Source organism: Rhizobium sp. ERR 942 (genome assembly GCF_007828395.1).
GTDB lineage: Bacteria > Pseudomonadota > Alphaproteobacteria > Rhizobiales > Rhizobiaceae > Rhizobium > Rhizobium dioscoreae.
Genome location: NZ_VIUA01000008.1, coordinates 195,226 through 213,530 on the forward strand (window position 1 = coordinate 195,226; position 18,305 = coordinate 213,530).

Annotated in this window: 16 protein-coding genes; 10 read left to right on the top strand and 6 right to left on the bottom strand. The window is 61.1% G+C overall.

Annotated elements, in window-relative coordinates:
• Positions 1 to 57 precede the first annotated feature (57 nt).
• From FBZ97_RS28585 to FBZ97_RS28615, 7 genes are all read left to right on the top strand, one after another.
• Entirely contained in the window at positions 58 to 1,266 is a 1,209-nt protein-coding gene (locus tag FBZ97_RS28585) for a glycosyltransferase family 4 protein (protein WP_145323577.1), read from the top strand.
• 16 nt (positions 1,267 to 1,282) lie between these two features.
• Positions 1,283 to 2,272, top strand: coding sequence for an NAD(P)-dependent oxidoreductase (locus FBZ97_RS28590; RefSeq protein ID WP_145323575.1), 990 nt, complete (start codon positions 1,283 to 1,285; stop codon positions 2,270 to 2,272).
• A gap of 207 nt (positions 2,273 to 2,479) precedes the next feature.
• Complete coding sequence (locus FBZ97_RS28595; RefSeq protein ID WP_145323573.1) at positions 2,480 to 3,433, top strand: BadF/BadG/BcrA/BcrD ATPase family protein; 954 nt, start codon at positions 2,480 to 2,482, stop codon at positions 3,431 to 3,433.
• Positions 3,430 to 4,296 (top strand): amino acid ABC transporter permease, encoded by an 867-nt coding sequence (locus FBZ97_RS28600; RefSeq protein ID WP_113390886.1) that lies wholly within the window; start codon positions 3,430 to 3,432, stop codon positions 4,294 to 4,296. Before FBZ97_RS28595 ends, FBZ97_RS28600 begins: the two co-directional genes overlap by 4 nt.
• On the top strand, positions 4,293 to 5,081 hold the full coding sequence (locus FBZ97_RS28605) for an amino acid ABC transporter ATP-binding protein (protein WP_113396243.1): 789 nt from the start codon (positions 4,293 to 4,295) through the stop codon (positions 5,079 to 5,081). Before FBZ97_RS28600 ends, FBZ97_RS28605 begins: the two co-directional genes overlap by 4 nt.
• 60 nt (positions 5,082 to 5,141) lie before the next feature.
• Entirely contained in the window at positions 5,142 to 6,032 is an 891-nt protein-coding gene (locus tag FBZ97_RS28610; RefSeq protein ID WP_113390920.1) for an ABC transporter substrate-binding protein, read from the top strand.
• 68 nt (positions 6,033 to 6,100) lie between these two features.
• The gene (locus FBZ97_RS28615) at positions 6,101 to 7,108 is read left to right on the top strand and encodes a phosphosugar isomerase (RefSeq protein WP_145323571.1); all 1,008 of its coding nucleotides are present in this window, start codon (positions 6,101 to 6,103) and stop codon (positions 7,106 to 7,108) included.
• Positions 7,109 to 7,113: 5 nt separating this feature from the next.
• Here FBZ97_RS28615 and FBZ97_RS28620 read toward each other — a convergent pair whose 3' ends face one another.
• The 6 genes from FBZ97_RS28620 to FBZ97_RS28645 form a co-directional block, all read right to left on the bottom strand.
• Positions 7,114 to 8,202, bottom strand: coding sequence for an ROK family protein (locus FBZ97_RS28620; RefSeq protein ID WP_145323569.1), 1,089 nt, complete (start codon positions 8,200 to 8,202; stop codon positions 7,114 to 7,116).
• A 246-nt stretch (positions 8,203 to 8,448) separates the two neighbouring features.
• The gene (locus tag FBZ97_RS28625) at positions 8,449 to 9,216 is read right to left on the bottom strand and encodes an SDR family oxidoreductase (RefSeq protein ID WP_145323567.1); all 768 of its coding nucleotides are present in this window, start codon (positions 9,214 to 9,216) and stop codon (positions 8,449 to 8,451) included.
• Between the two features lie 149 nt (positions 9,217 to 9,365).
• Positions 9,366 to 10,127: an ABC transporter ATP-binding protein gene (locus FBZ97_RS28630; protein WP_145323565.1), complete on the bottom strand. Its 762-nt coding sequence runs from the start codon at positions 10,125 to 10,127 to the stop codon at positions 9,366 to 9,368.
• A complete protein-coding gene (locus FBZ97_RS28635; RefSeq protein ID WP_145323563.1) occupies positions 10,124 to 11,164 on the bottom strand; it encodes an iron chelate uptake ABC transporter family permease subunit in 1,041 nt (346 codons plus the stop codon). The genes FBZ97_RS28630 and FBZ97_RS28635 overlap by 4 nt, the downstream gene beginning before the upstream one ends.
• Positions 11,161 to 12,171: an ABC transporter substrate-binding protein gene (locus FBZ97_RS28640; RefSeq protein ID WP_246661892.1), complete on the bottom strand. Its 1,011-nt coding sequence runs from the start codon at positions 12,169 to 12,171 to the stop codon at positions 11,161 to 11,163. Before FBZ97_RS28640 ends, FBZ97_RS28635 begins: the two co-directional genes overlap by 4 nt.
• Positions 12,172 to 12,358: 187 nt before the next feature.
• Positions 12,359 to 12,946: a GNAT family N-acetyltransferase gene (locus tag FBZ97_RS28645; RefSeq protein WP_348642468.1), complete on the bottom strand. Its 588-nt coding sequence runs from the start codon at positions 12,944 to 12,946 to the stop codon at positions 12,359 to 12,361.
• Positions 12,947 to 13,094: 148 nt separating this feature from the next.
• On the opposite strand from FBZ97_RS28645, the gene FBZ97_RS28650 reads away from it, so the two are divergent.
• The 3 genes from FBZ97_RS28650 (at position 13,095) to FBZ97_RS28660 (ending at position 18,303) form a co-directional block, all read left to right on the top strand.
• Positions 13,095 to 13,568: a VOC family protein gene (locus tag FBZ97_RS28650; protein ID WP_113390894.1), complete on the top strand. Its 474-nt coding sequence runs from the start codon at positions 13,095 to 13,097 to the stop codon at positions 13,566 to 13,568.
• A 523-nt stretch (positions 13,569 to 14,091) separates the two neighbouring features.
• A complete protein-coding gene (locus FBZ97_RS28655; protein ID WP_233788749.1) occupies positions 14,092 to 15,213 on the top strand; it encodes an efflux RND transporter periplasmic adaptor subunit in 1,122 nt (373 codons plus the stop codon).
• Positions 15,214 to 15,222: 9 nt separating this feature from the next.
• Positions 15,223 to 18,303, top strand: a complete 3,081-nt coding sequence (locus FBZ97_RS28660; protein ID WP_113354655.1) for an efflux RND transporter permease subunit — start codon at positions 15,223 to 15,225, stop codon at positions 18,301 to 18,303.
• The last annotated feature ends 2 nt before the right edge of the window (positions 18,304 to 18,305 follow it).

Sequence of the window (18,305 nt, forward strand, 5' to 3'; positions counted from 1 at the left end):
AAGAGGACGGTTTCTTTCGCCGCGTCGGGTTAATGCCACAGGCGAGTTGCTGGTCTCATGCGTCTCATACTTGTCAATGATGTTTCGATCGTTCGCGGTGGCGCGACCAAGGTGGCGCTGCAATGTCTCGAGGCAAGCAGGGATGCCGGGCTGACATGCGCCATGCTGGTCGGTGATGATGGTGAGGGCCTCAAGCCGCGCTTTGCCGATATCCGCACGGTCGCGCTGGGCGAGCGCGCCCTTCGGGAAGGCCCGGGGACCGTCGATATCCTCGCGAAGAACTACAATCGGCGGGCCTATGAGGCGATGGAGGGCCTGCTTCGGGAATCGGATGAGGAAACCGTTGTCCATGTACATGGCTGGTCGCAGATCCTCTCGCCCTCGATTTTCTATGCGCTTGCCAGGCATCGGGTCAAAGTCATCGTCACGGCGCATGATTTCTTCCTGACCTGCCCGAATGGCGGCCTTATTAATTTCCATAGCGGCGAGGTTTGCGACATCAAGCCGCTATCTCTCGCCTGCCTGACGACCAATTGCGACAAGCGCAGTTATCTCCATAAGCTTTGGCGCTTCCGCCGCACCCTGACACAGCAGGGGGTTGGCGAGAGGTTCTGGAGCCAGGTGGGCATCGTCCTGGCGCATGAGAGCATGGAGGCGTTTCTACGCACTGGCCCCTTCCGGCATTTCACAACGCTGCGCACGCCGACGCAGCCATTGACGCCGGCGCCCGTCGAGGCGTGGCGCAACCGCCGCACTGTTTTCCTCGGTCGCATGTGCTGGGAAAAAGGGGTTCAGACACTGGCGGACGCGCTCAACAAGACGGGCAGGACGGCAACGCTGATCGGGCGTGGGCCATTGCTAGCCGAGATGCGGCGGCTGTTGCCGCATTGCCATGTGCCTGGCTGGCTAAGCGACGAAGAGGTGAGCGAGATCGCTGGCACAGCGCGCGTTTTCGTCATGCCGTCGCGCATGCCGGAGCCTTACGGCCTGGTCGCCGCCGAAGCATTGATGTCCGGCATTCCGGTCATCGTCAGCAGCAATGCCTTGATCGCGGCGGAGGTCGAGGAGAATGGCGCCGGCCTGGTTTTCGATAGCGGCGATGCGGATTCGCTGGCCGAGAAATTGATGGCGACGGATGACGACCGATTGATGCGGCGGCTGAGCGAAGGGGCATTGGCCCTTGGCCGCCGCATCGCACCGAGCAGGGCGGAATGGGGGCGGCGCATGGTGGATATCTATCTGGGACGGGGCGATTTTTCCGCATAGTGATTGGGGGGAGACGATGGTGCGCGCATTGGTGACTGGTGGTTGCGGTTTCGTGGGCCGGCATCTTGTCCGGCGGCTTCTTGCCGAGGGCTTGGATGTCGTCTGCGTCGATTCCCTGGTCGCGGGAACGGGCGCGCTGCATCCGGAACTGTGGCAGCGGCTTCGGCGTTCCCGCTTCACCTTTTGCGAAGAGGATTGCCGGACGTTCTTCGCACGGCCTCCCGAGCATTTCGACTATGTCTTCCATCTGGCCGCGCTCGTCGGCGGTCGCTTGACGCTCGAGACGCGCGCGCTCGACGTCGCCGAGGATCTGGCGGTCGATGCGGAACTGTGGCAATGGGCATCGCGAGCCAAACCCGGTTCGGTCATATTTTTCAGCTCCAGCGCGGCCTATCCGGTGTCGCTACAGACCGTCGCCAATCATCGGCTGCTGTCGGAGGAGATGATCAATTTCGACGCCGCCGTCGGTGTCCCCGATCTCAGCTATGGCTGGGCAAAATTGACCGGCGAATATCTGATGAAACTCTATGTCGAACGCTACGGCCGGCGGGCCATCGCCTACAGGCCGTTCAGCGGCTATGGCGAGGATCAGGATCTTGCCTATCCTTTCCCGGCGATCTGCCGCCGCTTGCTTGCGGAAAAGGGCGCGCCCGAGGTCTTCGTCTGGGGCTCGGGCCGTCAGTGCCGGGATTTTATCCACATCTCGGACTGCATCGACTTCATCTGGCGGACGAGGGAGCTGCTTCCAGACGGGGCAAGCCTCAATCTATCGACCGGCACCGCGACTTCCTTCATCGAACTGGCCGAGACGATCAGTCGGCGGATCGGCTGGCAGCCGGCTGTCAGCGGGCGATCGAATCATCCGGAAGGTGTCTTTTACCGTTGCGGCGACACGGCTCTGCAACGCTCCTACGGACTGACTCCCTCGGTCGGTCTGGAGGAGGGGATTGCACGCATGCTCGCATATCTTCAGGCCGAGCAGGCGTCATACGCAGTCGCCATTTGACCCCATAACCAATCATGGTTGTCACGTCCCGTCGATGAGGTCCGGGGTTGACCGGTTGTGCCCCATCTGAATTCGGCGGCCCACCGCGGTTCCTCAGGCCACGCGTCAATTCGACCTCGGGATCATCCACCGATCTGACGAACCGCGAAATAGTGCTTGCGCGTCTCCTATAATTAGGTAAGTTACCTAACAAATGGATCGGGACGCATGATTGCTGGAATTGATATTGGCGGAACCAAAACGCAGCTCATCGCCGAGATGAATGGCGAAACCGTTGGCGAAAGAGTCGTCCACACCGCTGAATGGCGCGCTCGCGTCGATCATGATGCGGATGCGCGGGCCCTCGTTTCGCTGCTTGTGGCGACGACCGGAGCCATCCCAAAGATCACGGTCGTCGGCGCGCATGGCTGCGACAGCGACGAGGATCGGCTTGGGCTGCAAGCAAGGCTCGCCCGGCACTTGCCCGGCGCCGTGCTGGTTCTCAACGACTCCGAGCTGTTGCTGCCGGCGGCGGGCAAGTCGAGTGGCATTTCCGTCATCAGCGGCACCGGTTCAATTGCGGTCTCGCGCGATGCCGCGCGCAGGATGATCGCATCCGGCGGGTGGGGGTGGTATCTGGGCGACGAAGGAAGCGCGAGCGGTCTTGTGCGGGAAGCGGCCCGGACCATCCGATTTGCGCTAGACCAGGGCCAACCGCTTGATCTCCTTGGTCGGAGCCTCATCGAGGCCCTTGCGATATCGTCGCCGATCGAGATCGGGCGGGCGTTGGGCGAGATCGGATCGGCAGCCGGCATAGGCCGCTTCGCGCCGCTCGTATTCGAGGCGGCGGATGCCGGTTCGAGATATGCCAACAAGGTCATCACGGAGGCGGGTGCCTCCCTTGCCGAGCTCACCGCGCAATTGCTGGAACGTGGCGCGCCGCGTGGCGATGTCGTTACCGGCGGCGGCGTCATTGCCCGTCAGCCGCGGCTTCTGGCGGCCTTCAAGACCGCCCTCAGTGACCGCTTGCCCGATCTGACGCTGACCCTTCTCGACGAGCCGCCAGTGGCGGGGGCATTGGTGCTCGCCCGCAAGCTCAGTCGTGGTGACCTGCCGGCCACCTTGCCGCCGCCGCATCTCGACGGCGAGCTGAAAACCGCTGATGATTGGAGAGCCGCATGACCTCCCGGAAGATCATTCCCGCACGAAACTGGGGGCAGAGATTGATCGCGGTCGTGCTGATCGCTGTCGTCGTATTGCTGGCGTTCATGGTCGCCACCAGCCGTCACATCGCCTGGTCGGCCATACCGCAATATATCTTCGACGAGACGATCCTGGATGGGGTCAAGCTGACCATCCTGTTCACCGTCTTGTCGATGATCATCAGCATTGTTGCCGGCGCCATCCTTGCCACGATGCGGCTCGCGTCCAATCCGGTGCTGTCCGGTTTCGCGAGCCTCTATATCTGGTTCTTCCGCGGCACGCCGCTGCTGGTTCAGATCATCTTCTGGTTCAACATCCAGCTCTTCATACCGAGTATCGATGTCGGATCGATTCATATCGACACCAACTCGATCGTCACGGCTTTCGTCGCGGCGCTTCTTGCCCTCAGCCTCAATGAGGCGGCCTATATGGCGGAGATCATTCGCGGCGGACTGCTCGCCGTCGATAGCGGCCAGCATGAGGCCGCCAAGGCGCTCGGTTATACGCCCGCCCAATCGATGCTGCGCATCATCTTTCCCCAGGCGCTTCGCGTCATCATCCCTCCGATCGGCAACCAAACGATCTCGATGCTGAAGACGACCTCACTCGTCTCCGTCGTTGCGGCTCAGGACCTGCTGACGCGCGCGCAGAACATCTATGCCAGGAACTTCCTGATCATCGAACTGCTGATCGTTGCCAGCATCTGGTACCTCGTGATGACCACGATCGCCTCCGCCATCCAGCTCGTCATCGAGAGCCGGCTTGGAAAATCCACGAACCAGGCGCCTGGCCTCCTGCAAGGCGCCCTGCGCCTCATGGGCGCGGAAGGGAGAAACGGATGAGTGCTCCTGCAACATCGTCCTCGGCAAGGGCCCTCGTCCAGGCGATCGACGTCCACAAATCCTTCGGTTCGCTCGAAGTGCTGAAGGGCATCAATCTCTCCGTCGACAAGGGCGAGGTCGTCTGCCTGCTCGGTCCCTCGGGAAGCGGGAAATCGACCTTCCTCAGATGCATCAACCACCTGGAGCGAATGACGGCGGGCCGCATTCTCGTCGACGGCCAGTTGATCGGCTATCACGAGCGCGGCGATGCCCTGCACGAGATGAGCGGCAAGGAGCTGGCCGTGCAGCGACGCGACATCGGCATGGTGTTTCAGCGCTTCAATCTTTTCGCTCACCAGGACGTGCTGACGAACATTTCGCAGCCGCCGATGCTCAATCGCGGCAAGTCGCGCGAGGAGGCTCTGGCCCGGGCGCGGGAGCTCCTGAAGATGGTCGATCTCGAAGGCCGCGGCAGCGCCTATCCCTATCAGCTCTCCGGCGGCCAGCAGCAGCGCGTGGCGATCGCCCGGGCATTGGCGATGAGCCCGAAGCTGATGCTTTTCGACGAGCCGACATCCGCGCTCGATCCCGAACTCGTCGGCGAGGTGCTGAACGTGATGCGCAAGCTCGCGGCGGACGGCATGACGATGATCGTCGTGACGCATGAGCTTTCCTTCGCCCGCGACGTCGCCGACCGTATCGTATTCATGGATCAGGGTGTCGTCGTCGAGGAAGGGCCGGCGCGCGACGTGCTCGACAATCCGCGGCAGGAAAGAACCCAGGCGTTTTTGAGACGGATGCACTGACTGGCAGGCACCGCGACAAGGCCGCACGTCCTTCACGTGCACGAGCAAAGGGGAATGACAATGACAGGGAAGACAAAGCTGACAATCACCTTCGCCTTGGCGACCATGCTCGCGAGCTCCACGGCCTGGGGCGCGGGCGTCGACCAGAAACTGCACGCCATGCTGCCCGAAAAGATCCAGTCCTCGGGCGAGATCAAGGTCGGGACGGAACCGCAGACACCGCCCTACGATTTCTACGGCGAGGACAATAAGACGATCATCGGCCTCGAACGCGATCTTCGCGACGAGATGGGCGCGCGTCTCGGCGTTAGGTTTACCGACGTGCCGGCGCAGTTCGCCAGCATCATCCCCGGCATCCAGGCCGGCCGTTTCGATATGGGCATGTCCGCCTTCGGCGATTTTGCCGAGCGCGAGAAGATCGTCGATGTCGTCAACTACATGCTCGAGGGCACCAGCATCATCGTGCTGGAGGGCAATCCGAAGGGCGTGCACAAGCTGAAGGACGCCTGTGGGCTCAATGCCGGCGCGGTCCAAGGCTCGATCCCGCTTCAGCTCCTGGACAAGCAGAAGACGCTTTGCCCGGCCGATAAGCCGCTCAACGTCATGCAGTTTCCCTCGAACGACCAGATCAAGATCGCGCTGCAGAGCGGTCGCGTCGATCTTTCCATGGATACGACGGGCGTCGCGGCCTACAGCCTGCAGCATCAACCGGCGGGTAACAAGAAACTGGAGCTCGTGACCGGTGCCCAATATGCGGTGGGCTACCAGGCAATGCTCGTCGGCAAGGATGATCCGAAGCTGCGCGATGCGCTGGCGGCCACCATGCAGTCGATGATCGACGACGGCTCCTATGCCAAGATCTTCGAGAAATGGGGCCTTGGCGAGAACAAACTCGACAAGGTCACCATCAACGATGCGGCGCGCTTCGCCGACTACATGAAGCTGGATTGAGATCGGCCAATCCTCAGGCGGCCGCTACTTACGCGGCCGCCATTCCTTGCAACGAAATGGGAATGATCATGACAGACAGAGTGCCTTACCGCGAAGCGATCGCATTGCAGCCCGCTGCCCTCAATACCTGCTTCAATACCGTCTCCAAACGGCTCGAAACGCTCGACCTGGAGCCGGTAAGGCGTGGACCGACGGTCCTCGTCGGGATCGGCGCCAGCCTCTATGCGGCCGTCGTCGCCGCCGCGCAGATGCGCGCTCAGGGCCTGCGCGCCTTCGCCCTGCCGGGTACCGATCTCCATGACCCATCCGTCGATGCCGGCGAGGCCTATATCGCTTTTTCCGCCTCCGGCCGCAGCGAAGAGCCGGCGCGCGCGATGGAGCTCCGTCCCAACGCCCATTCCTATGGTATCGCCAAGGCGGACGGCACGCCGATTTCGCGGGTCGTGAAGCATATGATCGCAACCGAGAGCGGCGCGGATAGCGGTCCGAATACGACAAGTTATCTCGGATCGCTTCTGAGCGCGGCCTTGCTCATCGACAAGGCCGGTCGCCCGTCCGGCGCGAATTGGCGGGAGCTTTCAGGTCGCGCCGAGGCCGTATTAACCGAAACGCGCGCCCAGGCCGACAAGGGAGCCAAGTTGCTGGCCGGCAAGACGTCAATCGATTGCGTTGGTGCGGGCACGGCACTCGGCACGGCCGGCTATGCCGCGCTCCTGATCCGCGAGGCCGCGCGCGTCGCCGCCCAGGATTGGGATACGCTGAACTTTCTCCATGGGCCGATGGAGCCGAACGACAGGGATAGCGGCGTGCTGTTGTTCGGCAACGGTCGCGAGGTGAAGCTGGCGCGCGATCTCGCCGGCTTTGGCATTCCCTCCGTCCTCGTCACCGCGCGGACCGATATCGCGGATGCCGACAATCTCGTCGTCATCCATGTGCCGGCCTTCTCCGAAGGCATTGGCGATGCCATTCTGCAGGCAATTCCCGCGCAGTTGCTGATCGCGACGCTCTCGGAGGATGCCGGCCTGCCGGTCTGCGAATTCCGCTACCGTCAGACCGATACCAAACGCGACATGTGAACCTCTCAGATGCTGATGCGACCCACGGTCAGCGCATTCGGATAAAGGAAGGCGGCCTTGCCTTCCTCTCCTAAAAGTCTCGCCATGGCGAAGTCGATGGCGAGGCGCACGGCGCCAAGAACGGTCGCCTGGTTCGATAGCTGGCCATTGACCACTTCCACAGGCCAGCACAATTCCCTCACCACATCCCTCACGCCCGGCAGCAATTGCGGGTTCTGCCCGACGCCGCCGCCAAGCACGATCAGTTGCGGATCGAGCACGCTGACGCAGGCGGCGGCCAGGTTTCCGACATCGCGGGCGTGCTGCTCGACAATGGCGCGCGCCGTGCGGGATTGTTCCATGCGGGCAAAAAGCTCGCTGGTGCTTTTCGGCGGCGCACCTTCGTTTTCGGGCCAATCTAGCGCCGCGCGCTCGAGAAGGGCCGTGGATCCCATATAGGTTTCCACTTGCTGCCATTTCGGCCGCTCATGTTGCGACCACGGAAAGGGCAGGTGGCCGATTTCGCCGGCGCCACCCTTAAAGCCCCGGAAAAGCCGGCCGTCCAGCACGATGCCCATGCCGGTCTTCACACCGATCTGCATGTAGATCGCGAAGGAATACTGTTTTGCCGATCCTTCGTGATATTCGGCAAGGGCAGCGCAGTTGACGTTGTTTTCAAGCAATACGGGCGCGGCGTAGATGGCCTGCAAATGTTCCAGAACGGGTATCAAGGTTTCGCGGCCGGACATTCTCTCCAGCGATGCGGAAATGATGTTCGGCAGGGCGATCGCGATTGCGCGCAACGGCGTCGATCGTGCTTCGAACCGGGAAAGCAATCGTGCGACGACATCTTCTATCAGACGAAACCGTTCATCGGCGGATTTGTCGACAAGCGGCATTTCGACGGTCGCGAGTGTTGTCCCGTCGAGGCCGCGGGCAATGGCGTTGATATGGGTCGTGCCGCAATCGACGCCGACGACGAAGCCCGCCCTTGGCCCTAGACCGTAGGTGACGGAGGTTCGTCCGATCGAGCCGCGATTGATGCCGACCGGCGCGAGCAGGTCGTGCCGTTCAAGTTCGCTGACGGCCGCCGACATGGTGGGTTTCGAAAACATCAGCGCCGCGCTTAATTGCGGTCTGGTCGCGGGGCCGCTGCTCGCGATGGTTCGCAGCACCGCCCGCGCGCTCTCCGTCAGCGGCGGCGCGTCAATTCCGGTCTGTTGCCAAGCTGTACTCAAAGGACACCCGGGGCAGTGAAGTCATTCGTAAAGCTCCCTTACCATCGGTGTCATGAAATTGACAGTCATATCCTATTGAAAAATATCGATTTGCTCGCATGATCGCATGCGGATGCCTTTCTGTCAGATGGCGGTAAAGCCATTGTCGACGAAGAGGTGGATGCCGTTGACGAAGTTGGACTCGTCGGAGGCCAGATAGAGAGCGGCGCGTGCCACATCCTCGGGCTCGCCGATGCGCCCTTGCTGGGCCGCGATCGCCGCATCCGAGACATCGACGCCGAGAGCCTGCAGCTCCGCAACCTCGCGCAACCCGTGCGGCGTGCGGATGAAACCGGGACAGACGGCGTTGCAGCGGATATTGCGATCGCGGAATTCGACGGCGATGGCGCGGGCGAACATATGCACCGCTCCCTTCGTCGTGTCATAGAGCACCTCCATCGGGGTCGCCGCGACGGCGGAGATCGACGAGGTGCAGACGATGGAGCCGCCGCCGGCGGCGATCATGCCCGGCAGCACTGCCTTGGTCATCAGGAACATCGAACGGACGTTGACGCCGTGCAGCCACTCCCATTCCTCGAGCGTCGTTTCGAGGAATGGCTTGATGACGATGGTGCCGGCATGGTTGAACAGTACGGTGACGGCGCCAAAGCGACCCTCGATGTCCTTGATCGCGGCATTGACGGCCGCTTCATCCGAAACATCGGCAACCCAATGATCGGCGATGCCGCCGGCATCGCGGATTTCGCGCGCGGTCTGTGCCGCCGCATCGCCATTTCTGTCGATGATCGCGACCTTCGCGCCTTCGGCCGCGAAAAGGCGGGAGGCCGCACCGCCCATGCCGGTGGCGCCGCCCGAAATGATGGCGATCTTGCCCTTGAGCCTGTCTGTCATGTGTTCCCCCATCCGCCGCGTGTCCAGGACCGGCGCCTTGCGATCTTCTTGCGATGCCCTTCGAAACGCCCGAGCCTGCCGAGCTTATCGCGAAAGATGCGCTCGGTTCCATGGTGAGGCAAGGGCAATCAGGGGCGTTCCGGATTACCTCATCGCAGATAGTGAATATGCGGCCGGGAGTGGTGAGGAGAGGCTTCGATCCTTGCCTCGACAGCAAAGACGGTTCTCAGCAGATCTTCGGTCAGCACGGCTTCCGGGGTGCCGGAGGCGACTATCCTGCCTTGCTGCATGACAATCAATTCATCGCAGAACATGGCGGCATGATTGAGATCGTGAAGAGCGATGATGCTGGTGACCGGCAGGCCGGCGACCAGCCACATCAGGCTGATCTGATGCTGGATATCGAGGTGGTTGGTCGGCTCGTCGAGGATCAGTTCCTTCGGCGCCTGTGCCAAGGCGCGTGCGATGTGGGCGCGCTGCTTTTCGCCACCCGACAGGCTCTGCCATCGGTCGTTGCGTTTTGCCCTCATGCCGGCGCGTGCGAGAGCATCTTCGACCGCCTCGTCATCCGCCGACGTCCAGCCGGAAAACATCGAGCGATGCGGAAACCGGCCGAGCTTCACGACATCGATGACCTTGAGATTGGCGTTGGTGGTGCTGTGCTGCTCGACGAAGGCGATGCGCCTTGCGATCGAACGACGGGACATCCGTCGCAGATCCTTCTGTTCGAGCGTGATGCGACCGGAATTCGGCCGTTTCAAGCCGGCAAGCAGACGCAGGAGCGAGGTCTTGCCGGAGCCGTTCGGTCCAAGCAGGCCGAGCATCTTGCCCTGGGGCGCCTCAAAGGAGACCCCGTCGAGTACGGTCTTTGTGCCGATTTTCCAGATGACGTTGTCGGCCTTGATGCTCATGATGCGCGCTGGAACCGGTAGAGAATGATAGAGAAGAAGGGAACGCCCACCAGCGCCGTGACCACTCCGATCGGCAGAACCTGCTGAGGGATGAGGGCGCGCGAGGCGATATCCGCCAGCACCATGAAGATCGCTCCTACAATGGCGCAGGCCGGCAGCAGCCGGATGTGGAGCGGGCCGACGAAGAAGCGGGCCGCATGCGGCACGACGAGACCGACAAAGCCGATCGATCCGACCATGCTGACGATCGTTGCCGTCATCATCGCGGTCAGCGCGAAGAGCCAGATCCGCGCCCGCCCGACATTGACGCCGAGAGACGACGCGGCCTCGTCGCCAAAGGCGAACGCATCCAGCACGCGTGCATAGAGCAGGCAAGCCACGAGGCCGAAACCGACAATGGTCGCGACCAGCATGAATTCCGGCCAGCGGACACCACCGAAACTGCCGAGCAGCCAGAACATCACATCCCGTGCCTGCTGCGCGTTTCCCGACGTCGTCACGATATAGGATGTCACAGCATTGAACAGCTGGGAGGCGGCGACACCGGCAAGGATCGTGCGGTCGGCGCCGCCTCGCGTGCCGTTCGAAAGCAGAGCGACGAAGAAGAAGGCCGCGAACGCGCCGGCGAAGGCACCAGCCGAAAGGGAAACCGCGCCCGCGCCGATGTTGAGTATGACGATCGCGACCGCGCCGGTCGAGGCGCCCGCCGAGATGCCGAGCACATAGGGTTCGGCAAGCGGGTTGCGAAGGAGCGACTGCATGATCGCGCCCGAGAGCGCCAGGCCCGCTCCACAGAAAGCGGCCACGAGCGCTCGGCTGAGGCGATAGTCCCAGATCACCGTTTCGTGGATGCGGTTAAGTTCGATCCCCGTCCATCCCAGCCTGTTGGTGATGGCATGGAAGGTCGTCGAAAGCGGTATCGGTAGATCACCGATCCCGACGCTGATGCCGATCGTCAGGCTGATCGCCGCGAGAGAGGCAAAAAGCAGCAGGCCGATGATGGCGAGCTGCCTCAGGGTTCGATACGCGTCGGTCACTTCAGAAGACCAAGCGCCTTCATCTGCCGGGCGACCTGCTCAGCGCCATAGATCGTCCGGATGGTCGGATTCATGGCCTGGCCGTCCATGACGACGATCGCCTTGTTCTTGACCGCGGCTAGCTGGCTTACGGCGGGATCGGTGGTCAGGAACTTGATCTTGGCTTCAGGCTTGTCGAGCTCCCAGCGATTGCGGTCGAGGCTGGCGACGACGATGACGTCCGGATTGGCGGCTATGATGCTCTCCCAGCCAAGCGTCGGCCACTCCGCTTCGGTGGTAATGGCATTGCGGCCGCCAAGCAGGTCGGCGATATAACCCGAGGGGCTGTTTTTGCCGCCGACATAGGCATCCGCGGATGGCGACGGGCTGGAGAACCAGAAGACATAGGAGAGCTTCTTGCCATCCTTCGGCGCATTCGCGCGCAGTGCCTCTTCCCGCTTTTTGAAATCCGCGATCAGCGCTTGGCCCTTGTCGCGGACATCGAAAATCTGCGAGAGTTCGTCGATTTCCTGGTAGAGCGTGCTCATGTTCCAGATCTGGCTGCGGGCGGCATTGCCGTATTTGTCCTGAGAGGCACCCTGGGCCGGGCAGATACTGGGGGAAACATAGGTGGGAATATTGAGCTTTTCGAAGTCCTCGCGCTTTGCCACCTTGCTGCTCGGTCCCATCAGGGTCGGCAGCGCGGCGATGACGAAGTCAGGATTTTCCGAGAGGATCGATTCAAAGGTCGGGAACTCGACCGTCAGCAGCTTGACCTTGGAATTGGCTTCCGCAAGCTGCGGCAGAACCTTGTTGGGCCAGAAGGCGGTGCCGACCATTTTGTTTTCGAGGCCGAGCAAAAGAAGAATTTCGGCACTGTTCTGTCCAAGCCCGATCGCGCGCTCCGGAGCCTTCTGGAACGTGACCTTGGTGCCGCAATTGTCGATGGTCAGCGGATAGTTGGTCGCAGCGGCGGAGGCTGTCGCTGCGGCAAAGGCGAGCGCCGCGCAAAGAGCTGAAACGGTCAAAACTGATTTCAATATGGTCACGAAATATATCCCGGTGGCTATTGTCGGCGCGATCGGACGAAATCGCCCGCGTGATATAGCCTCGTCGCCCGGTTACAAACAAGAGGAAAAAAGTCATATTATTTTGCGCTGCGAGCATTTGTAAACTTTGCCCGCCATGCATTCTCGAGAGAAGACGTATTTTTCATTAGCTCCGGTTGGCCGTGTCATCCTCGCGTCTGGGTCTGGAAAGGAGAAGGCGGTTCATCTCTGGAACGAAGCGAATCATTTTGAAGCCTGCCATCTCCAGGATTTTCCTTGAGGCTGTATTGTCAGGATGGGCAAAGGCGCGGATCTCTCGAATCCGCAGTTCCCGGTCCGCCAGCCGCAACGCCGCCGTGACCAATTCCGATGCATATCCGCATCCCCAGGCATCCCGATGGAAGAAATATCCGACTTCGCAGCCCCAGCCTGGTTCAAACGGATCGTCGTATAGGCCGCCCCGGCCGATGATTTTTGCATCATCCTTTCTGATCACCGTCCAGGGTGCATATCCGTCGCGTCGACGCCGCCATTCATGAACGGCGATCCTGCGGCGGCAGTCGCCAGGCGTTTCGTCCACATGCGTATGCTTCATGGCTTGGCGGTCGCCGAGAAATTCGAACAGGGCGGCGGCATCGGACAGGAGCGAAGGGCGGAGCAGCAGCCGCGGCGTTTCGATCTGCGAGCCGATGTTTCTCATATGATTTCGCCTTCCATATGCGAATGTTTCACGAAGCGAACGGCAGGCCGACATGGCCGAGCCTTCAAACAGCCCGTCGGATGTAGAGGCTACGACAGGAAACCACTCATTGCCCAGCCGAAATGGCGTTGAAGAGGGTGGAGAAATGCGATTGCGTGCCTATTTCAATGATCGGGAAATGGAGAGCAGGAGGACCGGAATAATGGCAAAGAATACGATTTGCTTGTGGTATGACAAGGACGCGGAGGCCGCCGCCAAGTTTTATGTCGAGACTTTTCCAGATAGCGCCATGGGCGCCGTCATCCGCGCGCCGGGAAACTATCCGGAGGGCAAGCAGGGCGATGTGCTGGTCGTGGAATTCACGGTCGCCGGTGTTTCCTGCGTCGGCCTGAATGGCGGCCCGGTGTTCAAGCACAATGAAGCCTTTTCGTTTCAGATCTACACCGAGGATCAGGCGGAGACGGATCGCTATTGGAACGCCATTGTCGACAATGGTGGCCAGGAAAGCGAATGTGGCTGGTGCAAGGACAAATGGGGTGTCTCCTGGCAGATCACGCCGCGTATTCTGATGGAGGCGCTTCGCGAGGGCGGCGATCAGGCGAAGCGCGCTTTCGATGCGATGATGACCATGAAGAAGATCGATGTGGCGGCGATCGACGCGGCCCGGCGTGGCTGAGGACTGAAGCGGCTTGTCCAGCACGCATCCCATCCCAAGGTCGCCACTGCCGTGGTGATCCGGGATGGCTTGCGTGCGCGGGGCTATGATTGCTTTTATTCAAGACTCCATTAAATATGCATTCAGGCATATGAAATCGGCTGTTGTGGATCGGATAATAACAACTTATCCTTGATCGAATGCAGAGGCAGGCCAATGGCGGTTGACTGGTGAGGTTTACAGAGGATGGCCGCACGGAACGCCGCCAGCTGGAATCATTGCAAGGTCACCGCTGTCTTCAGTGGGCGACGTGCACGACCGCGTGATGAAGGCCTTGGTCAAGGAATTTGGCTGACCGAACCTGCCCGTCCCCACAAAAGTCGCTTTCCATGCAAAGATTGGCCGCGGGCTGTCATGTGCTTGCGACTGCTTCGGTGCCGGCGGGTTTCCGGGAGGATTGCCGTGAAATCCCGTCACGCTGACGCCATCAGAATTCCTCCCGACCTGTTCCCGAAGAGTAGAGCTGACACTCATGATAAAACGCATGATAATCATGCTGATCATCATAGGCCTGATCCTTGGCGGGATCTTCGGCTTCCAGGCATTCAAGAACCGCATGATCGCGGCCTATCTGGCTAATCTCAAGTCGCCACCGCAGACAGTCTCGACAATCACGGCGGCTATGAGCCCGTGGCAGACGACGCTGCAATCGATCGGCAGCTTCAATGCCGTCGAAGGCGCCAATCTCTCGGCGCAGGTCCAGGGCATTGTCCAGAAGATCGGATTCGAGGATGGTCAGGACGTCAAGAAGGGCGATCTCATCGTGCAGCTGCTTGCCGATCAGCAGATCGCGACGCTGGAACAATACAAGGCGTCGATGACGAATGCGCAGATCGCCTATGAGCGCGATTCCAAGCTGATCAAGGCGAACACCATCGCGCAAAGCCAGGTCGACAGCGATCTGGCGAACTGGAAGGCGGCGCAGGCGCAGGTCGCGTCGCAGCAGGCGCTGATCGATCAATATTCGATCCGCGCTCCCTTCGATGGCCACCTTGGCATCAGGCTGGTCAGCCTCGGCCAGTATCTGCCTGCAGGAACCGCGGTCGTCACCTTGCAGTCGCTCGATCCGATCCAGTTCGATTTTTCGATGCCGCAACAGGCCCTGTCGCAGCTGAAGGTCGGACAGGCGGTGACAGCGACGGTGGATGCCTATGGAAATCAGACGTTCGACGGCAAGATCACGGCGATCAGCCCGCTCGTCGATACCCAGAGCCGTAACATCACCATCCGGGCAACCTTCCCCAATCCCGATCGCAAGCTGTTGCCCGGCATGTTCGGCAACATAACTGTGGTGGTCGGGGATCCGAAGGAATACATCTCCCTGCCGCAGACAGCCGTCACCATCAACCCTTACGGCAATGTCGTCTATGTGGTGACCGACAAGGGCAACGGCGCGGATGGCAAGCCGCAGCTCGTCGCCAATCAGAAGTTCGTCAGCACGGGACAGGCCCGGGGCGACCAGATCTCGGTGACCAAAGGGTTGAACGCGGGCGAAGTGGTGGTGACCTCCGGCCAGCTGAAACTGAATAACGGCTCGCCTGTCATCATCAACAACGAGGTGCAGCCGTCGAACGATCCCAACGCGAACCCGGCAAATCCCAACTGAGGTGTGGCGATGAATATCACCGATATCTTCATCAAGCGCCCCGTTCTTGCTCTGGTGGTCAGCGCGTTGATTATCGTGATCGGCTACCAGTCGTTCCGTTCGCTAACCGTGCGGCAATATCCGCAGACCCAGAATGCCGTCGTCACGGTGACGACCACCTATCCCGGTGCGGCGCCCGACGTCATCGCCGGCTTCATCACGACACCGCTCGAAAACGCTATCGCCCAAGCCAACGGCATCGATTACATGACCTCGACGAGCACGAGCGGCACGTCGACGATCACCGTCAACCTTCGGCTTAACTACAGCGCCGATGCGGCGATGACCGAAATCAACGCCAAGGTATCCTCCGTTCTCAATCAATTGCCCACGGGCACGCAGCAGCCGATCATGACGGTCTCCATTGGCCAGTCGATCGACGCCATGTATATCGGCTTCCGAAGCGACGTTCTGGCCAGCAACCAGATCACCGACTATCTGACGCGCGTCGTCCAGCCGAAATTGCAGGCGGTCAACGGCGTTCAGACGGCCGAAATCCTCGGCGCGCGAACATTCGCCTTGAGAGCCTGGCTGCAGCCGGACAAGCTTGCCGCCTATGGCCTGTCGGCCGGTGATGTCTGGACCGCGCTTGGCGCCAACAACTATATCTCCGGCATCGGCACCACGCGTGGCCAGATGACGCAGACGGTGCTGACGGCGCAGACCGACCTGCATTCCGCTGATGAATTCAAGGAAATGGTGGTCAAGCAGATCGGCAGCACGATCGTGCGGCTGAAGGATGTCGCGACCGTTGCCCTCGGGTCCCAGAATCCCGACGTCCAGATCGGCTTCGATGGGCAGGACGGCGTGTTCATGGGCATCCAGATCGCCCCGACAGCCAACCTGCTCGACGTGATCGCCGGCGTGCGTGCGGTGTTTCCAGGAATTCAGCAGCAATTGCCGCAGGGGCTCGAAGGCTACATCGTCTACGATTCCAGCACTTTCGTTACCACCTCCATCGACGAAGTCGTAAAGAGCCTGGTCGAGGCTCTCGTGATCGTCATTTTCGTGGTCTTCGCCTTTCTCGGTTCGCCGCGATCGGTTGCCATTCCCGTCGTCGCCATACCTCTGTCGCTGGTCGGCACTTTTGCGATGATGCTGATCTTCGGCTTCTCGATCAATCTTCTGACGCTGCTTGCCCTGGTTCTGGCGATCGGCCTCGTCGTCGACGATGCCATCATCGTGGTGGAGAATGTCAACCGTCACATCGAAGAGGGATCGACGCCCATGAGGGCGGCGCTGGACGCGGCGCATGAACTGGTGGGGCCGATCCTGGCCATGACGGTGGTGCTGATCGCCGTCTACGTTCCGATCGGTTTCCAGGGCGGCCTGACGGGTGCGCTGTTCACGGAGTTCGCCTTCACGCTTGTCGGCGCCGTTACCGTGTCGATGATCATCGCGCTGACGCTGACGCCAATGATGTGCTCGCGCATCCTGAAGCCGCATTTGACCGACCGCAGTGGCTGGGAAGAGCGTATCTCCGACTTCATCGACCGCCGCTTTTCGGAAATCCATCGGCCCTATGTGCGCATGCTGCACGGCAGCCTGAACACCGTGCCGGTGGCGTTGGTCTTTGCGGTGATCGTGCTTGGCAGCATCTATTTCCTCTATACCAGCGCCAAGACCGAGCTGGCTCCCAACGAGGACCAGGGCTTCCTGGCCGCGCAGGTGACGAACCCTCCCAACGCGACGCTTCAGCAAAAGCTGCTGAACTCCAACCAGGTCACCAAGATCTTCCGCAGCTTCCCCGAAACCGACAAGACCTTGCAGGTCGAGGTGCCCGGCACATCCTTCGAGGGCATGGTGCTGAAGCCCTGGGACCAGCGCACGAGAACGGCGGACCAGCTGCAGCCACTGGTGCAGGCCGATCTGGCGAAGATCGCCGGCGGACAGTCCGTGGTCTTCCAGATACCGCCGCTGCCCGGCGCCAGCGGTCTGCCGGTGCAGTTCGCCATCGGCAGCACCAGCGGCTTCGAGCAACTCAACGAGGTATCCACCGCCTTCCTGCAGGAAGCGCAGAAATCCGGCGAGTTCATCTTCCTGACGAAGGATCTTTACGTCGATAATCCGCAATATTCGATCCAGATCGATCGCAGCAAGGCCTCGGCCCTCGGCCTGTCCATGAACAATGTCGGCTCGGCGCTCGCCTCGATGCTGGGTGGCGGCTATGTCAATTACTTCAGTATCGACAACCGCTCGTATCAGGTCATCCCGCAGGTCGAGCAACGGTCGCGCCAGACCATCGATCAGATCATGAACTATCCGATCGCGAACGTGAACGGTAACAAGATCCCGCTTTCGGCGATCGCGACGGCGAAACTCCAGGCCACGCCGCGCTCGGTCGCCCATTTCCAGCAATTGAATTCGGCCACGATCTCCGGCGTGCCGGCGCCTGGTGTTGCCGTCGGCGACGCGCTGAATACGTTGAAGTCGATCGCGGCACGGACGTTGCCGCAGGGCTACTCGGTCGACTATGGCGGGCAGTCGCGTCAATATGTGCAGGAATCGAGCGGCATGGCGACCACATTCGCGCTCGCCCTGATCATCGTGTTCCTGGCGCTTTCGGCGCAGTTCAACAGCTTCCGCGACCCGTTCATCATCCTCGTGTCGGTGCCGATGTCGATCGCGGGCGCGCTTGCCTTCATCAGCCTCGGCATCGGCGGCGCGTCGATGAACATCTACACGCAGGTCGGGTTGGTGACGCTGATGGGTCTGATCAGCAAGCACGGTATTCTGATCGTCGAGGTGGCAAACACGCTGCAGGCCGAGGGAAAGACCAAGCGCGAGGCGATCGAAGGTGCCTGCGGCATCCGCTTGCGGCCGATCCTGATGACGACGGGCGCCATGGTTCTGGGCGTCGTGCCGCTGATCCTGGCGACCGGAGCAGGAGCTGTCGCGCGCTTCAACATGGGCCTGGTGATCGCTGCCGGTCTTGCCATCGGAACGCTGTTCACGCTCTTCGTCGTGCCGGCGGTCTATATGCTGCTCGCCGCCGATCATCACAAGAAGGATGCACCGGAAACAGAAGCAGAACCGGCTCCCGCGCATTGAGT